General features: G+C 65.5%; 14 protein-coding genes. All 14 read left to right on the forward strand.

Annotated features, from left to right (window positions below; translation table 11 throughout):
- The first annotated feature begins 56 nt into the window (after window positions 1–56).
- The gene (gene psrA / locus ACVINW_RS28240) at window positions 57–1,187 is read left to right on the forward strand and encodes an iron-containing alcohol dehydrogenase PsrA (RefSeq protein WP_456754306.1); all 1,131 of its coding nucleotides are present in this window, start codon (window positions 57–59) and stop codon (window positions 1,185–1,187) included.
- A gap of 28 nt (window positions 1,188–1,215) precedes the next feature.
- On the forward strand, window positions 1,216–2,472 hold the full coding sequence (gene phnA, locus ACVINW_RS28245) for a phosphonoacetate hydrolase (RefSeq protein ID WP_456754307.1): 1,257 nt from the start codon (window positions 1,216–1,218) through the stop codon (window positions 2,470–2,472).
- A 23-nt stretch (window positions 2,473–2,495) separates the two neighbouring features.
- Complete coding sequence (gene phnY, locus ACVINW_RS28250; RefSeq protein WP_456754308.1) at window positions 2,496–3,944, forward strand: phosphonoacetaldehyde dehydrogenase; 1,449 nt, start codon at window positions 2,496–2,498, stop codon at window positions 3,942–3,944.
- Window positions 3,945–4,027: 83 nt separating this feature from the next.
- Window positions 4,028–5,344 (forward strand): MFS transporter, encoded by a 1,317-nt coding sequence (locus ACVINW_RS28255; RefSeq protein ID WP_456754309.1) that lies wholly within the window; start codon window positions 4,028–4,030, stop codon window positions 5,342–5,344.
- Window positions 5,345–5,695: 351 nt separating this feature from the next.
- Window positions 5,696–7,000 (forward strand): MFS transporter, encoded by a 1,305-nt coding sequence (locus ACVINW_RS28260; RefSeq protein WP_456754310.1) that lies wholly within the window; start codon window positions 5,696–5,698, stop codon window positions 6,998–7,000.
- 25 nt (window positions 7,001–7,025) lie between these two features.
- Window positions 7,026–7,808, forward strand: coding sequence for a maleate cis-trans isomerase family protein (locus ACVINW_RS28265; protein ID WP_456754311.1), 783 nt, complete (start codon window positions 7,026–7,028; stop codon window positions 7,806–7,808).
- Complete coding sequence (locus ACVINW_RS28270; protein WP_456754312.1) at window positions 7,805–8,620, forward strand: GntR family transcriptional regulator; 816 nt, start codon at window positions 7,805–7,807, stop codon at window positions 8,618–8,620. The genes ACVINW_RS28265 and ACVINW_RS28270 overlap by 4 nt, the downstream gene beginning before the upstream one ends.
- Window positions 8,617–9,381, forward strand: a complete 765-nt coding sequence (locus tag ACVINW_RS28275; protein ID WP_456754313.1) for an aspartate/glutamate racemase family protein — start codon at window positions 8,617–8,619, stop codon at window positions 9,379–9,381. The genes ACVINW_RS28270 and ACVINW_RS28275 overlap by 4 nt, the downstream gene beginning before the upstream one ends.
- Window positions 9,381–10,793, forward strand: a complete 1,413-nt coding sequence (gene hydA, locus ACVINW_RS28280; RefSeq protein ID WP_456754314.1) for a dihydropyrimidinase — start codon at window positions 9,381–9,383, stop codon at window positions 10,791–10,793. Before ACVINW_RS28275 ends, hydA begins: the two co-directional genes overlap by 1 nt.
- 28 nt (window positions 10,794–10,821) lie before the next feature.
- On the forward strand, window positions 10,822–11,706 hold the full coding sequence (locus ACVINW_RS28285) for an alpha/beta fold hydrolase (RefSeq protein ID WP_456754315.1): 885 nt from the start codon (window positions 10,822–10,824) through the stop codon (window positions 11,704–11,706).
- Between the two features lie 407 nt (window positions 11,707–12,113).
- The gene (locus ACVINW_RS28290; protein ID WP_456756521.1) at window positions 12,114–13,751 is read left to right on the forward strand and encodes a phospholipase C; all 1,638 of its coding nucleotides are present in this window, start codon (window positions 12,114–12,116) and stop codon (window positions 13,749–13,751) included.
- 51 nt (window positions 13,752–13,802) lie between these two features.
- The gene (locus ACVINW_RS28295) at window positions 13,803–15,122 is read left to right on the forward strand and encodes a cytochrome-c peroxidase (protein WP_456754316.1); all 1,320 of its coding nucleotides are present in this window, start codon (window positions 13,803–13,805) and stop codon (window positions 15,120–15,122) included.
- A gap of 72 nt (window positions 15,123–15,194) precedes the next feature.
- Window positions 15,195–15,980, forward strand: coding sequence for an aldo/keto reductase (locus ACVINW_RS28300; protein ID WP_456754317.1), 786 nt, complete (start codon window positions 15,195–15,197; stop codon window positions 15,978–15,980).
- Between the two features lie 177 nt (window positions 15,981–16,157).
- Window positions 16,158–17,048 (forward strand): hypothetical protein, encoded by an 891-nt coding sequence (locus ACVINW_RS28305; RefSeq protein ID WP_456754318.1) that lies wholly within the window; start codon window positions 16,158–16,160, stop codon window positions 17,046–17,048.
- The last annotated feature ends 13 nt before the right edge of the window (window positions 17,049–17,061 follow it).

Raw genomic sequence — 17,061 nt, forward strand, 5'->3', positions numbered from 1 at the left:
TGAATTTGTCAATAGCAACGGGCGACGTACCTTCGCGCCAAACGGAGGACGCGTGGATGGCCTGGACTTATTCCAACCCGGTAAGAGTTGAATTCGGAGCCGACAGCTTCGACAAGCTGCCGGCGCTGATCGGCAAGCGCGCCTATGCGCTGGTGACCTATGGCGAACCGGTGTTCGACGAACTCGAGCGCCGGCTGCGCGCCGCGGCAGGGCCGTCGGTCCTGACCATCCGCGACGTCGCGCCCAATCCGGACTACCGGCTGCTCACCGAGCAGAGCGCGCGCTTTGCCGGGCTCGCCAAACAGCCGGACGTGATCATCGCACTGGGCGGCGGCTCGGTGATCGACTCCGCAAAAGTGTTCGCGGCGGCGGGCGGCGACTTCGCCACGGTGAAAGCCTATCTGGAGACCCAGCAGGGCGCCGAGCGGCTTGCCGCGATCCCGATCATCGCGGTGCCGACCACCGCGGGCACCGGCAGCGAGGTAACCTGCTGGGGCACGGTGTGGGACGAGGCCAACGGCAAGAAATATTCGCTGGCGCGTCCGTCGCTCTATCCGACCCATGCGGTGATCGATCCGCGCCTGATGCTCGGCAAGCCGCAGCTGCTCACCATCAGCACCGGGCTCGATGCGCTGTCGCATGCGCTGGAGAGCATCTGGAACGTCAACAACAACCCGGTGTCGGCCAACCACGCGGTGGCGGCGGCGCGCGGTGTTCTCGACGTGCTGCCGAAGCTCGCCAACGATCTCGGCAATCTCGAGCTGCGCAGCCGCATGGCGCAGGCGGCGCTGTTCGCCGGGCTGGCGTTCTCCAACACCAAGACCGCGATCGCGCATTCGCTGTCCTATCCGATCACGCTGCGGCACGGCGTGCAGCACGGCATTGCCTGCTCGTTCTCGCTGCCGATGGTGCTGCGCAGCGTCAGGGGGGCGGGCGGGCTCTGCGAGGACAGCCTGAAGCAGATTTTCGGCGCGGACCTTATGCGGGCGGCCGACGACCTCGAGGATTTCATGGCGCGGCTCGGCATCTCCTGCAATCCGGCCGCCTACCGGATCGAGCGCGCCGAATGGCACGCGCTGATCGCCGACTCGCTCGAGGGCGAACGCGGCCGCAACTTCTTGGGGTCGAAAGAGCGGCTGATCGAGGCAGCGCAGACCCAGCGGATGCCGAGCGCGGTGAGCGCGTGACGGCGGCGCAGTGACAAGGAGATAACTCATGCAAGACGATCGCCAGGAAAATCGCAAAATCATCACCGTCAATGGGCGCCGCTACGATGCGCCGACGCGGCCAACCGTCGTGATCTGCCTCGACGGTTCGGAGCCCGGCTACATCGAGCGCGCAATCGAGGCCGGCGTCGCGCCGACCTTCGCGCGCTTCATGAGGGAGGGCGCGCATGTCCATGCCGCCAGCGTGATCCCGAGCTTCACCAATCCGAACAACCTCTCGATCATCACCGGACGGCCGCCCGCGGTGCACGGCATCGCCGGCAACTACTTCTACGACACGGCGAACAATGTCGAAGTCATGATGAACGATCCCAAATTCCTGCGCGCGCCGACCATCCTGGCCGGGGTTCATGACGCCGGCTACAAGGTCGCCGCCGTCACCGCCAAGGACAAGCTGCGCACCTTGCTGGCCGACGGGCTCGACTATGCGAGCGGCCGTGCGATTGCCTTCTCGTCGGAGAAAGCCGATCAGGCCACCAAGGCCAATAACGGCATCGACAATGTGCTCGACTTCGTCGGCCTGCCGTTGCCGGAGGTCTATTCGGCCGACCTGTCACGCTTCGTGTTCGCGGCCGGCGTCAAGCTGGTCGAGCGATACCGTCCCGATCTGATGTATCTGTCGACCACCGACTACATCCAGCACAAGGTCGGGCTCGGCACCAGGATCGCCAACGACTTCTACGCGATGATCGACGGCTATCTTGCCGAGCTCGATGCGCTCGGCTGCAACATCGTGGCGACCGCCGACCACGGCATGAACGACAAGTTCTTGCCCGACGGGAGGCCCGACGTGATCTACCTCCAGGACGTGATGGACGACTGGACCGGTGCGGGTGCCGCGCGGGTGATCCTGCCGATCACCGATCCCTATGTCGCCCATCACGGGTCGCTCGGCTCGTTCGCGACGATCTACACGCCCGACGGTGCCGACGTCGGCACGCTGCTGATGCGGCTGCGCGATACCAAGGGCATCGAGATCGCGCTGACGCGCAAGGAGGCCTGTGCCCGGTTCGAGCTGCCGCCGGACCGGATCGGCGACATCGTCGTGATCTCGACCAAGCACAAGGTGCTCGGCACCAGCGAATCCCGCCACGATCTCTCGGGGCTGACCGAGCCGCTGCGTTCGCATGGCGGGCTGACCGAGCAGCGGGTGCCGCTGATCGCCAACCGCAGGATCGCGCTGCCGGAAGGGCACGCCTTGCGCAATTTCGACGCCTTCGACGTCGCGCTCAACCGCATCCAGTGACGCCAGGACCAGAGGACACCATCATGAACATCCAGAGCGCAGCCGTCCGCCACGAGCAGATGCGCATCGCAGGCACGCTCGTCGACACCGACGAGCATGTCGAGGTCTTCAATCCCTACACCAACAAGGTGGTGGGCACCGTGCCGGCAGCGCGGCCGGAGCATGTCCGCAGTGCGTTTGCCAAGGCGGCCGCGTTCAAGCCGAAGCTGACGCGCTATGAGCGCCAGCGCATCCTGCTGCGCACGGCCGAGCTCCTGGCCGGCCGCAAGGAAGAGTTCGCGCGGCTGATCACCGCCGAATCCGGGCTGTGCTGGAAGGACTCGCTGTACGAGGCCGGCCGCGCCTATGACGTCTACTCCTTCGCGGGCCAGCTCGCGATCCAGGACGACGGCGAGACGTTTTCCTGCGACATCAGCCCGCAGGGCAAGGCGCGCAAGATCTTCACCACCCGGACGCCGCTGCTCGGCGCGATCTCGGCGATCACGCCGTTCAACCATCCGCTCAACATGGTGAGCCACAAGATCGCCCCCGCAATCGCGACCAACAACCGCGTGGTGCTGAAGCCGACCGAGCTGACGCCGCTGACCGCGCTCGCGCTCGCCGACGTGCTGTATGAGGCGGGGCTGCCGCCCGAGATGCTGTCGGTGGTGACAGGCAATCCGCAGTCGATGGGCGATGCGATGATATCAGATCCCGACGCCGACCTCGTGACCTTCACCGGCTCGGTCAGGGTCGGCAAGCACATCGCCAGCAAGGCCGGCTACAAGCGCCTGGTGCTCGAGCTCGGCGGCAACGATCCCCTGATCGTGATGGAGGACGCAGACCTCGAGAAGGCCGCGGAGCTTGCGGTCACCGGCGCGACCAAGAATTCCGGCCAGCGCTGCACGGCGGTGAAGCGCATCCTCTGCGTCGAGGCGGTTGCGGACGATTTCGCCGCGCTCGTGCTGAAGAAGGCGCGTACGCTGAAGTGCGGCGATCCGATGGACCCGACGGTCGATGTCGGCACCGTGATCCATGAGGGCGCGGCGAAGGAGTTCGAGCGCCGCGTCAATGCGGCGGTCGCCGACGGCGCCGAGCTGCTGCACGGCAACGACCGCAACGGCGCGCTGTATCCGCCGACCGTGGTCGACCGGATTCCCTACACCAGCGAGCTGGTGATGCAGGAGACCTTCGGCCCTGTCATTCCGATCATCCGCGTGCCGAACGATATCGACAGCGTGATCCGGATTTCGAATTCAACCGCGTTCGGCCTGTCGTCCGGCGTCTGCACCAACCGGCTCGACTACATCACGCGGTTCGTCAACGAGCTCGATGTCGGCACCGTCAATGTCTGGGAAGTGCCGGGCTACCGGATCGAGCTGTCGCCGTTCGGCGGGATCAAGGACTCCGGCCTTGGCTACAAGGAAGGCGTACAGGAGGCGATCAAGAGCTTCACCAACGTCAAGACCTATTCGCTGCCCTGGCCGGTCTAGAGCAGCGCGTAGAGGGCCGCGCGCGGACAACAACAACAACGCGGCGGCCGATTGCGATCACCGATCAATCAGGGGAGGGTTCAATGTCGATCACGTTCAGTCCGTCGAGCGTCGGCTCGGTCGGGGTGCAGAATCCGGAGCTTGCGAGCTCGTTCCGGCGCGCGCAGTGGCGCATGCTGTTCGCGGCGATGTTCTGCTATCTGTTCTTCTACACCGGGCGGCAGACCTTCGGGTTCGCGATTCCCGGCATCCAGGCCGAGTTCGGCGTCACCAAGGAGGCGCTGGGCTGGGCCAGCGCGGCGCTGTTGTGGTGCTACGCGGTCGGCCAAGCCATCAACGGCAATCTCGGCGACAAGTTCGGCGGCCGCCGGGTGATGAGCGCAGGCGCGATCCTCTCCTTCATCATGAACTGGGCGACCTCGCTGTCGACCGGGATCGTCAGCCTCACCGCGTTCTGGGGCATCAACGGCTATTTCCAGTCGATGGGATGGGCACCGGGCAGCCGGCTCTTGTCGAACTGGTGGGGCCGCCACGAGCGCGGCACGGTCTACGGACTCTATACCTTCGCGGCCGGTCTGGCCTCGGTGCTGTCGTTCGTCACCTCGCTGGTCGTGGTCGGCTATTTCCAGCTCGACTGGCGCTGGATCTTCCGCATCCCGGTCGTGCTGCTGCTGCTCGGCGGCATTGCGTTCTATCTGATCGCGCGCGAGAAGCCCGAGGATATGGGCTTTGCCTCGCCGCATGACGAGGGCGACGAGGTCGCTGCAACCGAGGCCGCAGTCGACGCCAATGAGGGCTCGCTGGCGCGCTACAAGGCGGTGCTGTCGAACTGGCGCCTGCTGGTCGCCGGCGTCGCGATCGGTTTCCAGAACGCGGCGCGCTACGGATTGCTGGTGTGGGTGCCGGTGCACTTCCTCGGCAGCAACTGGGCCAAGGCCGGCGCCAGCTCGGTGATCGATCCGCGCTGGATCAGCATCGCGCTGCCGGTCGGCATGGCGGTCGGCGCCTTCAGCAATGGCTGGGTCTCGGACAAGGTGTTCGGCTCGCGCCGCTACCTCGCCATCGTGCTCTACATGGCACTCGCCGCGATCACCTCGCTGTGCATGTACGCGATCCCGACCTCGGAAATCGTTCTCGGCATGACGGTGCTGTTCCTGTGCGGCTTCTTCACCTACGGCCCGCAATCCTCGTTCTGGGCGCTGTGCCCGGACCTGGTCGGGCACAAGCGGGCAGGGACTGCGACCGGCGTGATGAACTTCTTCGCCTATCTGTTCGCCGGCCTCGGCGAGCCGATGATCGGCCACTTCATGGACAAGCACAACCAGACCTCGCTGGTGTTCCTGGTGGTCGCGGTCTGCGCCACGTCGAGCGCGGTGGTGGCGACGTTCATCCGCCGCTAGTTCATGCACATGCGTCCCAGGCGACAGCCTGGGACGCAGCCGTCGGGGCATGTAGCCCGGATGAGCGAAGCGATATCCGGGGCAATCAGATCCCGCATATCGCTTCGCTCATGCGGGCTACGGGCTGGTTATCTCACGCCCAATTCCTCGCCACGGGCTGATCAATAACGAAGCGCTTTATCAATAATATCTCATAATATCAATATGATATTATATATTGTATGCAGAATACAAAATGTGCTTGTGGCGCCAGCCGCCTTGAAGCAGACTTCTCGCCGGGCAGGAGGGCCGGTGACCTTCGGTTACGGAGGTGACGCCAGCGGCGAAACAATCTGCCATGAGGAGCGAGCAATGAGCGATCAGGTGTCCACCATCGCAATGGCAGATGCGGCGAAGCCATCCGGCGTGCGCTGGAAGATCTTCCTGCTGATGCTGTTCCTGATCTCGATCAACTATATCGATCGCGCGTCGCTGTCGGTCGCAATGCCCGTCATGGCCAAGGAGTTCGATATCGATCCGGCGATGCAGGGCCTGATCCTGAGCTCGTTCTTCTGGACCTACGCACTGATGCAGGTGCCGGGCGGCATGCTCGCCGATCGCTTCAAGCCGCGCATCGTGATCGCGCTCGCGACATTGTTCTGGGGCTTCTTCCAAGCGCTGGCGGCCCTGTCGACCAGCTGGATGCTGCTGCTGCTGACCCGGCTCGGGCTCGGCGCCTCGGAAGCGCCGATCTATCCGGCCGGCGGCAAGCTCAACGCGATCTGGATGACGCAGACCGAGCGCGGCCGCGGCGCGACGCTGCTGGACGGCGGCGCGCCGCTCGGTGCGGCGCTCGGCTCGATCGTGATCGCCTGGCTGATGGCGGCGTTCAGCTCCTGGCGGGTCGCCTTCGTCGTCGCCGGCGTCGGCACCATGCTGTGCGGGCTGTGGGCCTGGTACTACATCCGCAACGTGCCGCGCGAGCATCCCGCGGTCAACGAAGCCGAGGCGCGCTACCTCGAGGAGGCGCATGCGATCGAGGACGCGGCGACGCCGCCGTCCTCCGGCGCCAGCTGGATGGCCTATTTCCGCTTCCGCTCGGTGTGGTGCATGTGTCTCGGCTGGATGTTCTTCAACACCACCTTCTATGGGCTCTTGACCTGGATGCCGACCTATCTGTTCAAGGTGCACGGCTTCGACATCAAGGCGCTCGGCGGCGCCTCCTTCATCATCTTCTTCTCAGGCTTCGTCGGCGAGCTGGTCGGCGGCTGGATCGGCGATACCTGGCGGGAGCGGGGCGGGGCACCCAACACCGTGTTCCGCACCCTGTTCGGCATCGCCGCGATCATGGCGACGGTGTCGATCTTCCTGGTCGCCTACGTCACCAATGCGGTCGCGGTGGTGGTGCTGCTGTCGACGACGCTGTTCTTCCTGCGCTGGTGCGGCATGTACTGGGCGATCCCGTCGGCACTGGCGGGCCGCGGCAAGTCCGGCTTCCTCGGCGGCTGCATGAATCTCGGCGGCAACATCGCCGGCATCACCACGCCCCTGATCGTCGGCTTCATCGTGCAGGCCACCGGCTCCTACTTCCTGGCCTTGATGTATTTCGCCGCCGCGGGCATTGCGCTGTTGATCTGCTCGACCCTGATCGATTACAGCCGCAAGCTCCCGGTCTAGAACGGAGCGAGCAACGGAAGCAACCATGACACGTCCCGTCCGGCTCGGCATGCTGACGCCGTCGTCGAATACCGCGCTCGAGCCGATCACTTATGCGATGCTGGCAGGTATCGACGGCGTCTCGGCGCATTTTGCGCGCTTCAAGGTGACGGAGATCGCGCTGTCGGAGGCGGCGCTGCGCCAATTCGACGCCAGCGAGATCCTTCGCGCAGCGGAACTGCTTGCGCACGCCAAGGTCGACGTCATCGCCTGGAACGGCACCTCGGCAAGCTGGCTCGGCTTCGATCGCGACGAGAGCCTGTGCGAGCAGATCACTGCGGCAACGGGTATCAAGGCCTGCACCACGGTGCTGGCCTATCGCGATCTGCTGCGGCGGATCGGCGCCAGGCGCATTGGGCTGGTGACGCCGTATCGCAAGGACGTGCAGGACAAGATCATCGCCAACTGGAATTCGGAGGGGCTCAATTGCTTTGCCGAGCGCCATTTGTCGCTGCAGGACAATTTCTCCTTTGCCGAGGTCAGCGAAGCCAAGGTGGCCGCGCTGATCGAGGAGGTCGTGCGCGAGGGCTGCGATGCCGCCGTCGTGCTCTGCACCAACATGCGCGGCGCGGGCGCCGCCGAGCGGCTGGAGCGCGAGTTCGGCGTGCCGGTTCTGGATTCGATCGCGGTGACGCTGTGGGGATGCCTCACCGCTGTCGGCTGCGATCCGTCGCGCGTGCACGGCTGGGGCAGCCTGTTCACGAATCCCGATCTGCGCGCGGCGACCGCGATCTCCGAACACAATGATGACGATATAGGCGTGCGGTGACTGAAGCCAAAACCAAAGCCGAGACCAAGGCCAAGCCGGCCAGACGTGGCAAGGAACCCAAGCACGCGATCACGGCGCAGCAACGGCGCCGCCTGCGCGTGCCGCGGGTCGGACTGCACGAGCAGGCGGCGGTGCGGCTGCGCAGCATGATCGTGCGCGGCGAGCTGGCGCCGGGACAATCGCTGGGCGAGGCGGACCTGTCCGACGCGCTCGGCATCTCGCGGACGCCGCTGCGCGAAGCGCTGAAGCAATTGGCGAGCGAAGGCCTGGTCGAGCTCAGGCTCAACCACAGCGCGGTGGTGGCGCCGTTCCGCCGCGCCGAGCTGGCCGAATTGTTCGAGGCGGTCAGCGGCATCGAGCGCTGCGCCGCCGAGCTCGCCGCGCTGCGCATGGAGGAGGCCGATTTCGAGCGGCTCGATGCACTACAAGACAAGATCGAATGGCATCACGGCCGCGGCGAACTGCGCGACTATTTCCAGGTCAACCAGCAGATCCATTCGGCGATCGTCGGCTTCGCCCGCAATGCGGTGCTGAAAGCGACGCACGAGGCGCTGCTGGCGCGGGCCGAGCGGGCGCGCTTCTTTGCGCTCTCGGTGCTCGGGCGCTGGGATGAATCGGTGCGCGAGCATCAGGACATTCTGGCCGCGCTGAAAGCGCGTGACGGAGCCCAAGCCGGGCAGATGCTGGCCCATCACGTCCGCCGCACCGGCGAGATCGTCGCCGAGACGCTGGACGACACACCTGATGACGCCGCCGTGCCGGACGCATCCGCGAAGCCGCGCGGCCGCAAGATGAAGAAAGCTGCGTCATGAAGATCCTGCTGCTCAATCCCAACACGACCGCAGCGGTGACGGACCTGCTCCATGCCGCGGGCAGCAAGGTGGCATCGCCCGGCACCGAGCTCGTGCCGGTCACCGCCACGCGCGGCGTGCCTTATATCGCGACCCGCGCCGAGGCGCAGATCGGCGGCGCAATCGCGCTGGAGATGCTGGCCGAGGCCGGCGCCGGCATCGATGCCGCGATCATCGCCGCGTTCGGCGATCCCGGCCTGTTCGGCGCCCGCGAGCTGTTTGCCTATCCGGTCGTCGGCCTTGCCGAAGCCGCGATGCTCACTGCCTGCATGCTGGGACGGCGGTTCTCGATCGTGACCTTCGCCGGCGCGCTGGCGCCCTGGTACGAGGAATGCGTTGCGATGCATGGGCTGAGCGCGCGCTGCGCCGGCATCCGCACGCTCGATGGCGGCTTCCAGTCGATTTCTGAGGTGCAGGCCGAGAAGGAAGAGCTGCTGGTCGCGCTCGCCAACCAGGCGGTCGCGCAGGACAATGCCGACGTCGTCATCCTGTCCGGCGCGCCGCTCGCCGGGCTTGCGGCAAAGGTCCGTGATCGCGTGCCGGTGCCGGTGGTCGATCCGGTCGCGGCCGCCGTGCGCCAGGCGGAGACGCTCGCCGTGCTCAGGCCGCGCAAGGCGGTCGCCGGCACGTTCCGCAGACCCGACCCGAAGCCGACGATCGGGCTGGCCGAGCCGCTTGCCGCCATCATCGAACATCGCTCACCGAAAGAGGGGACCCGCTGATGTCCATCGACACCATCATCCGCGGCGGCACCGTGGTCACCGCTGCCGACAGCTTTGCCTGCGACGTCGGAATCCGCGACGGCAAGATCACCGCGCTCGGCCATGATCTCGGCAGTGCGGCCACGGTCATCGATGCGACCGGCCGGTTGGTGCTGCCCGGCGGCATCGACAGCCACGTGCATTTCGCTCAGCCGTCGGGCGACGGCATCGTGATGGCCGACGGCTTTGCCTCCGGCACCCGTTCGGCGGCGTTCGGCGGCAACACCACGGTGCTGCCGTTCTGCCTGCAGGAGAAGGGCCAGACCTTGCGCGAGGCTCTGAAACATTACCATGCGCTGGCCGAAGGCGAATGCCATGTCGACGTCGCCTTCCACCTCATCGTCACCGATCCGACCGAGCACGTGCTGGGCCAGGAGCTGCCGGCACTGGTCGAGGACGGCTACACCTCGCTGAAAGTCTTCATGACCTATGAGGGGCTGGCGCTGTCGGATCGCGAGCTGCTCGAGACCATGTCGGTGGCGCGCGAGACCGGCGCGATGCTGATGGTGCATGCGGAGAATTTCGACGCGATCCGCTTCCTGACCGACCGGCTGGAGCGCGCCGGCAACACCGCGCCGCGCTTCCATGCGACCTCGCGGCCGATCCCGGTCGAGCGCGAGGCCACCCATCGCGCGATCTCGTTGTCCGAGCTGGTCGACGTGCCGATCATGATCGTGCATGTCTCGAACCGCGAGGCGATGGAGGAAATCCGCCGCGCGCAGCAGCGGGGCTTGCGGGTGATGGGCGAGACCTGCCCGCAGTATTTGATGCTGACCGAGAAGGATCTCGACCAGCTCAACATGGAAGGCGCCAAATACGTCTGCTCGCCGCCGCCGCGGGACGTCGCCAGCCAGCAGGCGTGCTGGGAGGGACTGCAGCAGAAGGTGTTCTCGGTGTTCTCGTCGGACCATTGTCCGTTCCGCTACGACGACCCGAAAGGAAAGCTCGCGCCCAAGGGACGCACCAGCTTCCGCTGGGTGCCGAACGGCATCCCCGGCGTGGCGACGCGGCTGCCGATCCTGTTCTCGGAAGGCGTCGCGAAGGGCCGCATCGACATCAACAGCTTCGTCGCCTTCAGCGCCACCAATCACGCCAAGATCTACGGCCTGTATCCGCGCAAGGGCACCATTGCGATCGGCTCCGATGCCGACATCGCGCTGTGGGACCCGACGCGCAAGGTGACGATCCGCCACGAGCTGATCCACGACGGCGCAGACTACACACCCTATGATGGCCTTGAGGTCACGGGCTGGCCGGTGCTGACCATGGTGCGCGGCAAAGTGGTCGTCGACAACGGCACCCTGGTCGGCAGCAAGCAGCACGGTACGTACCTTGCGCGCACCAGGCCGGCGGCAGGAGCGACCATTCCGTAACACGCGAACCAGAAGGCAGGAGACCACCATGCCCTATGCGACAACCGATGACGGCGTACGCCTCTATTTCGAGGAGACCGGATCCGGTCATCCGGTGATCCTGGTCCACGAATTCGCCGGCGACCTGCGCAGCTACGAGCCGCAGATGCGGCATTTCGGCAAGCGCTTCCGCACCATCGCCTACAACGCGCGCGGCTTTCCGCCGTCTGACGTGCCCGAGCAGGTCGCCTCCTATTCGCAGGCGCGCGCCGCCGACGACATCCTGGCCGTGCTCGACCACATCGGTGCGCCGCAGGCACATATCGTCGGCCTCTCGATGGGCGGTTTCGCGACGTTGCATTTCGGATTGCGTCACCCTGATCGGGCGCTGTCGCTGTGCATCGGCGGCTGCGGCTACGGCGCCGAGCTCGACAGGCGCGAGACGTTCCGCGCCGAGGCCGACGCGATCGCGGCCATGATCCTCAGAGAAGGCATGCCGGCCTTCGCCGAGCGCTATGCCTATGGGCCGACGCGGGTGCAGTACGAGAACAAGGATCCGCGCGGCCATGCCGAGTTCAAGCGCATGCTGGCCGAGCATTCGGCGGTCGGGTCGGCCAACACCCAGCAGGGCGTGCAGAAGGAGCGCCCCTCACTCTACACGCTGGTCGAGGAGATGAAGCGCATCACAGTGCCGACGCTGATCATCACCGGTGACGAGGACTGGCCGTGCCTGCTGCCGGGCATCCTGATGAAGCAGAGTATCCCGTCGGCCGCGCTCGCCGTGATGCCGAATTGCGGTCACGCCATCAACATCGAGGAGCCCGACGAATACAACCGCATCGTCGGCGAATTCCTGGCGCAGGTCGAAAGCGGCCGCTGGCCGCAGCGCGATCCGCGCGCGGTGAGTGCCTCGATTACCGGGATGAAGGATTAGGGCCTTTCCTTCCGATAGAATCGGAACGGGGCTCTAGAATCTTGCTTTTTTCACGCGAACCGGCATCCACTTCGCTCGAAAAGCTCTGGCACGTATTTGCCGTCCTCGCCATGCGTGGCGCTCCATTGCCTCGCGCTCGCACTGGTGCGGATCGACGCGCGATGCACATATCGTCGGGATAGAGATCAATCCAATACCGCAAGTGCTGCAACCGACGCGTGAATCGAAACGCGCGATGATGAAACGTTGTGACGAAGTGTTGCTCGCAAAAAACTTACACAGAGCTGTCATCGGCGGCGGCTAACTTGTCGCAGGTCGACGTCACAAATCCTTAAAAAATGGGGCACTACGTGAAAGCCAAGTTTCTTTCGACGGTCGGAGTCTGTCTGATCGCCGCGACTGCGGTTATGTATGGCGCTGCGGCGCAGGACGACAATCACGGCGATGATCATCATCCGCACCACATCCACACCGCAACGCCGATCAAGCATCTCGTCGTGATCTTCAACGAGAACCGCTCGTTCGATCATTATTTCGCGACCTATCCGAATGCGGCCAACCCGACCGGGTCGATCCCATTCGTCGCGAAGCCGCACACGCCGCGGGTCAACAACCTCGCCACCGCCAATCTGCTGACCAACAATCCGAACCTGAATCCGGCCAACGGCACCGGCGCGACCAATCCGTTCCGCCTCGACCGCACGCAGGCCAACACCAAGTCGCAGAACCACGCCTATACGCCCGAGCAGCAGGCGGTCGACAACGGCAAGGAAGACCTGTTTCCGAAATTCACCGGTCGCGGCACCGCCGGCGGGGTCGGCGCGTTCGGCACCAACGGCCAGGTGATGGGCTATTTCGACGGCAACACCGTCACTGCGTTCTGGAATTACGCGCAGAACTTCGCGATGAGCGACAACAACTGGACCGACACGTTCGGTCCGTCGACGCCCGGCGCGCTCGAGGTGGTGTCCGGCCAGACCAACGGCGCGCAGAACATCGTCGGCACCTCATCGTCGATCGCCGACGGCCAGGGCGGCCTGACGCTGATCGGCGACACCGACCCGGCTTACGACTCCTGCTCGAGCACGACCAGCCAGGTCCTGATGACCAGCAAGAACATCGGCGACCTGCTCAACGCCGAGCAGATCAGCTGGGGCAGCTTCATGGGCGGCTTCGACCTGACGCTGAAGAACGCCAACGGCACCACCAGCTGCGCCCGCAGCACCTTCTCGAGCAACGTCAACGGCACCGTCGTGGACTACATCCCGCACCACGCCTGGTTCCAGTACTACAAGTCGACCGCCAATCCGACCCATGCGCGGCCGAGCTCGGTGAACGCCATCGGCCACACCTACGTGCCCGGCAGCAAGACGGTCGACCCGGCCAACCATGCCTACGATCTCGAGGACTTCTATGCCTCGCTGAAGGCCGGCAATTTCCCGGCCGTCTCCTACATCAAGATGCCGGCCTATCAGGACGGTCATCCCGGCAACTCCGATCCGCTCGACGAGCAGGCGGGCAATGTCGAGCTGATCAATTTCCTGCAGAAGCAGAAGGAGTGGGGCGAGACCGCGGTCATCATCACCTATGACGACTCGGACGGCTGGTACGACCATCAGTACCTCGCGCCGATCAGCGCCTCGTATGATCCGACCGCCGACCAGGTCAACGGTCCCGGCCAGTGCGGCCGCGGCATCGGCAAGCAGACCCAGCCGAAGGGCCTCGAAGGCAAGCCGGTCAACGGCCGCTGCGGACCGGGTACGCGTACCCCGTTCATCGTCATCTCGCCGTTCGCCAAGCGGAACTACGTCAGCCACACGCTGATCTCGCAGGCCTCCGTGGTGCGCTTCATCGAGGACAACTGGCTGCATGGCCAGCGTCTCGGCGGCGGCTCGTTCGACGACAGCGTCGAATCGATCGCGGACCTGTTCGACTTCGATCGCGGCCATGGCCAGGATCACGAGTACCGGCAGGATACGCTGTTCCTCGATCCGACCGCCGGCACCGTCATCGTCAGCCCGCCCGACGAGCACCACCATCACTAACGCTCCGGGACTAGCGCCCTTGGGATTACTGGACGTCATATGAACGGCCGCATGTTGTGGCTTCTCGGCGCCGGCCTGCTCTGCATGGCCGGCGCCGTTGCGGCTGTCGAGACCGAGCGGCTGCCGGGGACAAATCCGAACCCGGTGCAGCTCAGGCGTCCGCCGGTCGCTCCGCTGTCCGGCATGGCGCAGCTTGGTCAGATGATCTTCTTCGACGCCTCGCTGTCGTCGTCGGGCGCATTGTCATGCGCATCCTGTCACAGCCCGGACCACGCCTATGGTCCGCCCAATGATGGGCCGGTCATGCTCGGCGGGCCGACGCAATCCCGGCAAGGCACGCGGGCCGTTCCCGGCCTGACCTATCTCGAGCGCCAACCGAATTTCAGCATCGGTCCGGAGAAGGACGAGGACGACAACGTCGTCGACTTCGCGCAACTGGCCGCAGCCGGCCAGCAGGCCGTGCGCGCCAGGAAGGTTGCGACCGGCACGGCCGCGTCTGCGGTCAACATCGTGCCGCAGGGTGGGCTGTTCTGGGACGGCCGCGCCGATACGCTGCAGGATCAGGCGCTCTTCCCGCTGCTCGATCCCAACGAGATGGACGGCGGCAGCATCGAGGTGGTGGCGCAGAAGCTGCGCCAGGCGAGCTACGCCTCGCGCTTTGCCGAACTGTTCGGCGCCGGCGTTTTCGACAATACGCGGCTGTTGGTCGCCGAGGCGATGTTCGCGGTTGCGCGCTATCAGGTCGAGGAGCCGAGCTTCCATCCCTACACCAGCAAGTTCGACTACTGGCTGGAGGGCAGGGCGCGGCTCAGCGAGAGCGAGCTGCGTGGCCTGCAACTCTTCAACGATCCGGAGAAAGCCAATTGCGGCGGCTGCCACACCTCGCAGACGACCCGCGACGGGCTGCCGCCGCTGTTCACCGACCATCAGTACGAAGCGCTCGGCGCGCCGCGCAACGCCGCGCTCGCCGGCAACCGCGATCCCGATCATTTCGATCTCGGGGTCTGCGGCCCGTATCGCACCGACATCGCCGAGCAGACGCAATATTGCGGAATGTTTCTGACGCCGACCCTGCGCAACACCGCAACGCGCCGCGCATTCTTCCACAACGGCGTCTTCACCAGCCTCGAGCAGGTGCTCGACTTCTATAATTTCCGCGATACCAATCCGGAGAAGGTGTTTCCGCGCACCGCCAGCGGAACGGTGCAGAAATACGACGACCTGCCGGAGAAATATCACGGCAATGTCGACGTCAGCGATCCGCCGTTCGAGCGCCATCCCGGCGAGACGCCGGCAATGACGTCGCAGGACGAAGCGGACATCATCGCCTTCCTGAAGACATTGACCGACGGTTACCAGCCGGAGCGGTGAACCGTGGTCACCGTCACCGGCGGAACCGATACGTGAGTTGGCAGGCCTCCGCCAGGCGCGCATAATGGGCACATGAATGTCGTCGAAGGCAACGGCGCCAAAATCCCCGCGATCGGGCTCGGCACATGGGAGTTGCGCGGGCGGACCTGCGCGCGCATCGTCGAGCAGGCGCTGCGGCTCGGCTACCGGCACATCGACACTGCTCAGATTTACGACAATGAGCGCGAGGTCGGCGAGGGGCTGCGCGCCTCCGGCATCAAGCGCGACGACGTGTTCGTCACCACCAAGATCTGGACCACGCATTTCATGGCGAAGGATCTCGAGCGCTCCGCCAAAGAGAGCCTGGCGCGGCTGCGCCTGACCGAGGTCGATCTGCTGTTGCTGCATTGGCCCAATCCGCAAGTGCCGCTGGCCGAGACGCTCGGCGCATTGGCGCGGGTCAAGCAAGCGGGACTGGCGCGGCATATCGGCGTTTCGAACTTCAATGTGCCGCTGATCGAGGAGGCGGTGGCGGCGTGCCCCGAGCCGCTCGCCTGCGATCAGGTCCAGTACCATCCCTATGTCGCCCAGGCCGATGTGATCGAGGCCTGCGTGCGCCATGGCATGGCGTTCGTCGCCTACAGTCCGATCGCGAAAGGGCGGGTCAAGGGCGACCGCGCGCTGGCGCGGATCGGCGACCGCTATCGCAAGACGGCGGCCCAAATCTGCCTGCGCTGGCTGGTGCAACAGAATGTGTCCGCGATCCCGCGCACCTCGAAGCTCGAGCGGCTCCAGGAGAACATCGACATCTTCGATTTCGAGCTGTCGGATGCGGATATGGCCGAGATTTCGGCGATGGCCGGCGCCGGCGCACGTTGATCGGCCGATGCGCTGCTTGCCAGGGCATCATTGTGCGGAAAATCGCTGGGCAGCAGCCCGGATCATGCTATTGCGCGCTGGCCGCTTTCCCGATTTGAACCGGAGGGGGATTGAGGCAGGCGGGTTCCGGCCGGTAATGTTGCCGGCGGGGAGACATCACTGATGTGATCGAGCGGGATGAAGTTTCGGCCAAACGCGGACATGTTGGCATCGGTGTTCGTGCACCTGATGCTGCTCGCGCTGATTTTCCTGTATTCCGAAGTCCATCAGTTCGATCCCGTCGCCGCTGACACGGTGCCGGTCGAGATCGTGACGCCGCAGGAGGTCGCCAGGACCGAGACCAAGACCGAGCTCGAGCCGGTGCCGAGCCCGTCGCCGACGCCTGAATTGCGGTTGCCGTCGCTCGACAAGCCGGTCGACTCCGCCAAGCCCGAAGCGGCAGCTCAGGCACAAGCGCCGCAGAAGCAGCAGCCGGCGCCGAAGCAGGCGACGCCACCGGCGCCCAAGGCCAGCCCGTCGCCGCAACATGCCGCGGCCGAGCCGCCGCCGGCGACGCAGACGCCACCGATGCCCCAGCCGATGCCGCAGCAACAGGCGGCGGCGTCACCGCCTGCCTATACGCAGCCCGAGCCTGACCTGTCGGTGAAATACAACGTGATGCTCGGCCTGCCGCCCGACATCTCCGTGAAGCCGGCCGCCGATGCGCCGTCGGGTCCCGGTCCCGGCAAGGACAATTTCGACGCGGCGGCCACCGAGCAGGCCGATGTCGGCTCCAGCGTGGCGGCGGAATTCCGCCGCCATCTGAAGACCTGCCTGAAGCTCCCGGCGAACGTGACCGCGAGCGACGACGTCAGGATCAAGCTCCGGGTGTTCATGACGCCTGACGGCAAGCTCGCCGCATCGCCCTTGCTGATCGAGGCCACCGCGTCGGAGAAGGGGCCGCTGCTGCTGAAAAGCGCGACCGAGGCACTGCAGGCCTGCCAGCCCTATGCGATGCTGCCGAAGGAGCGCTACGGCGAATGGAAGGTGCTCGACCTCGACTTCACGCCGCGCGATTTCGCGTCGTGAGCGGCAGCAGGTT

The organism is Bradyrhizobium sp. USDA 4461 (assembly GCF_054055655.1).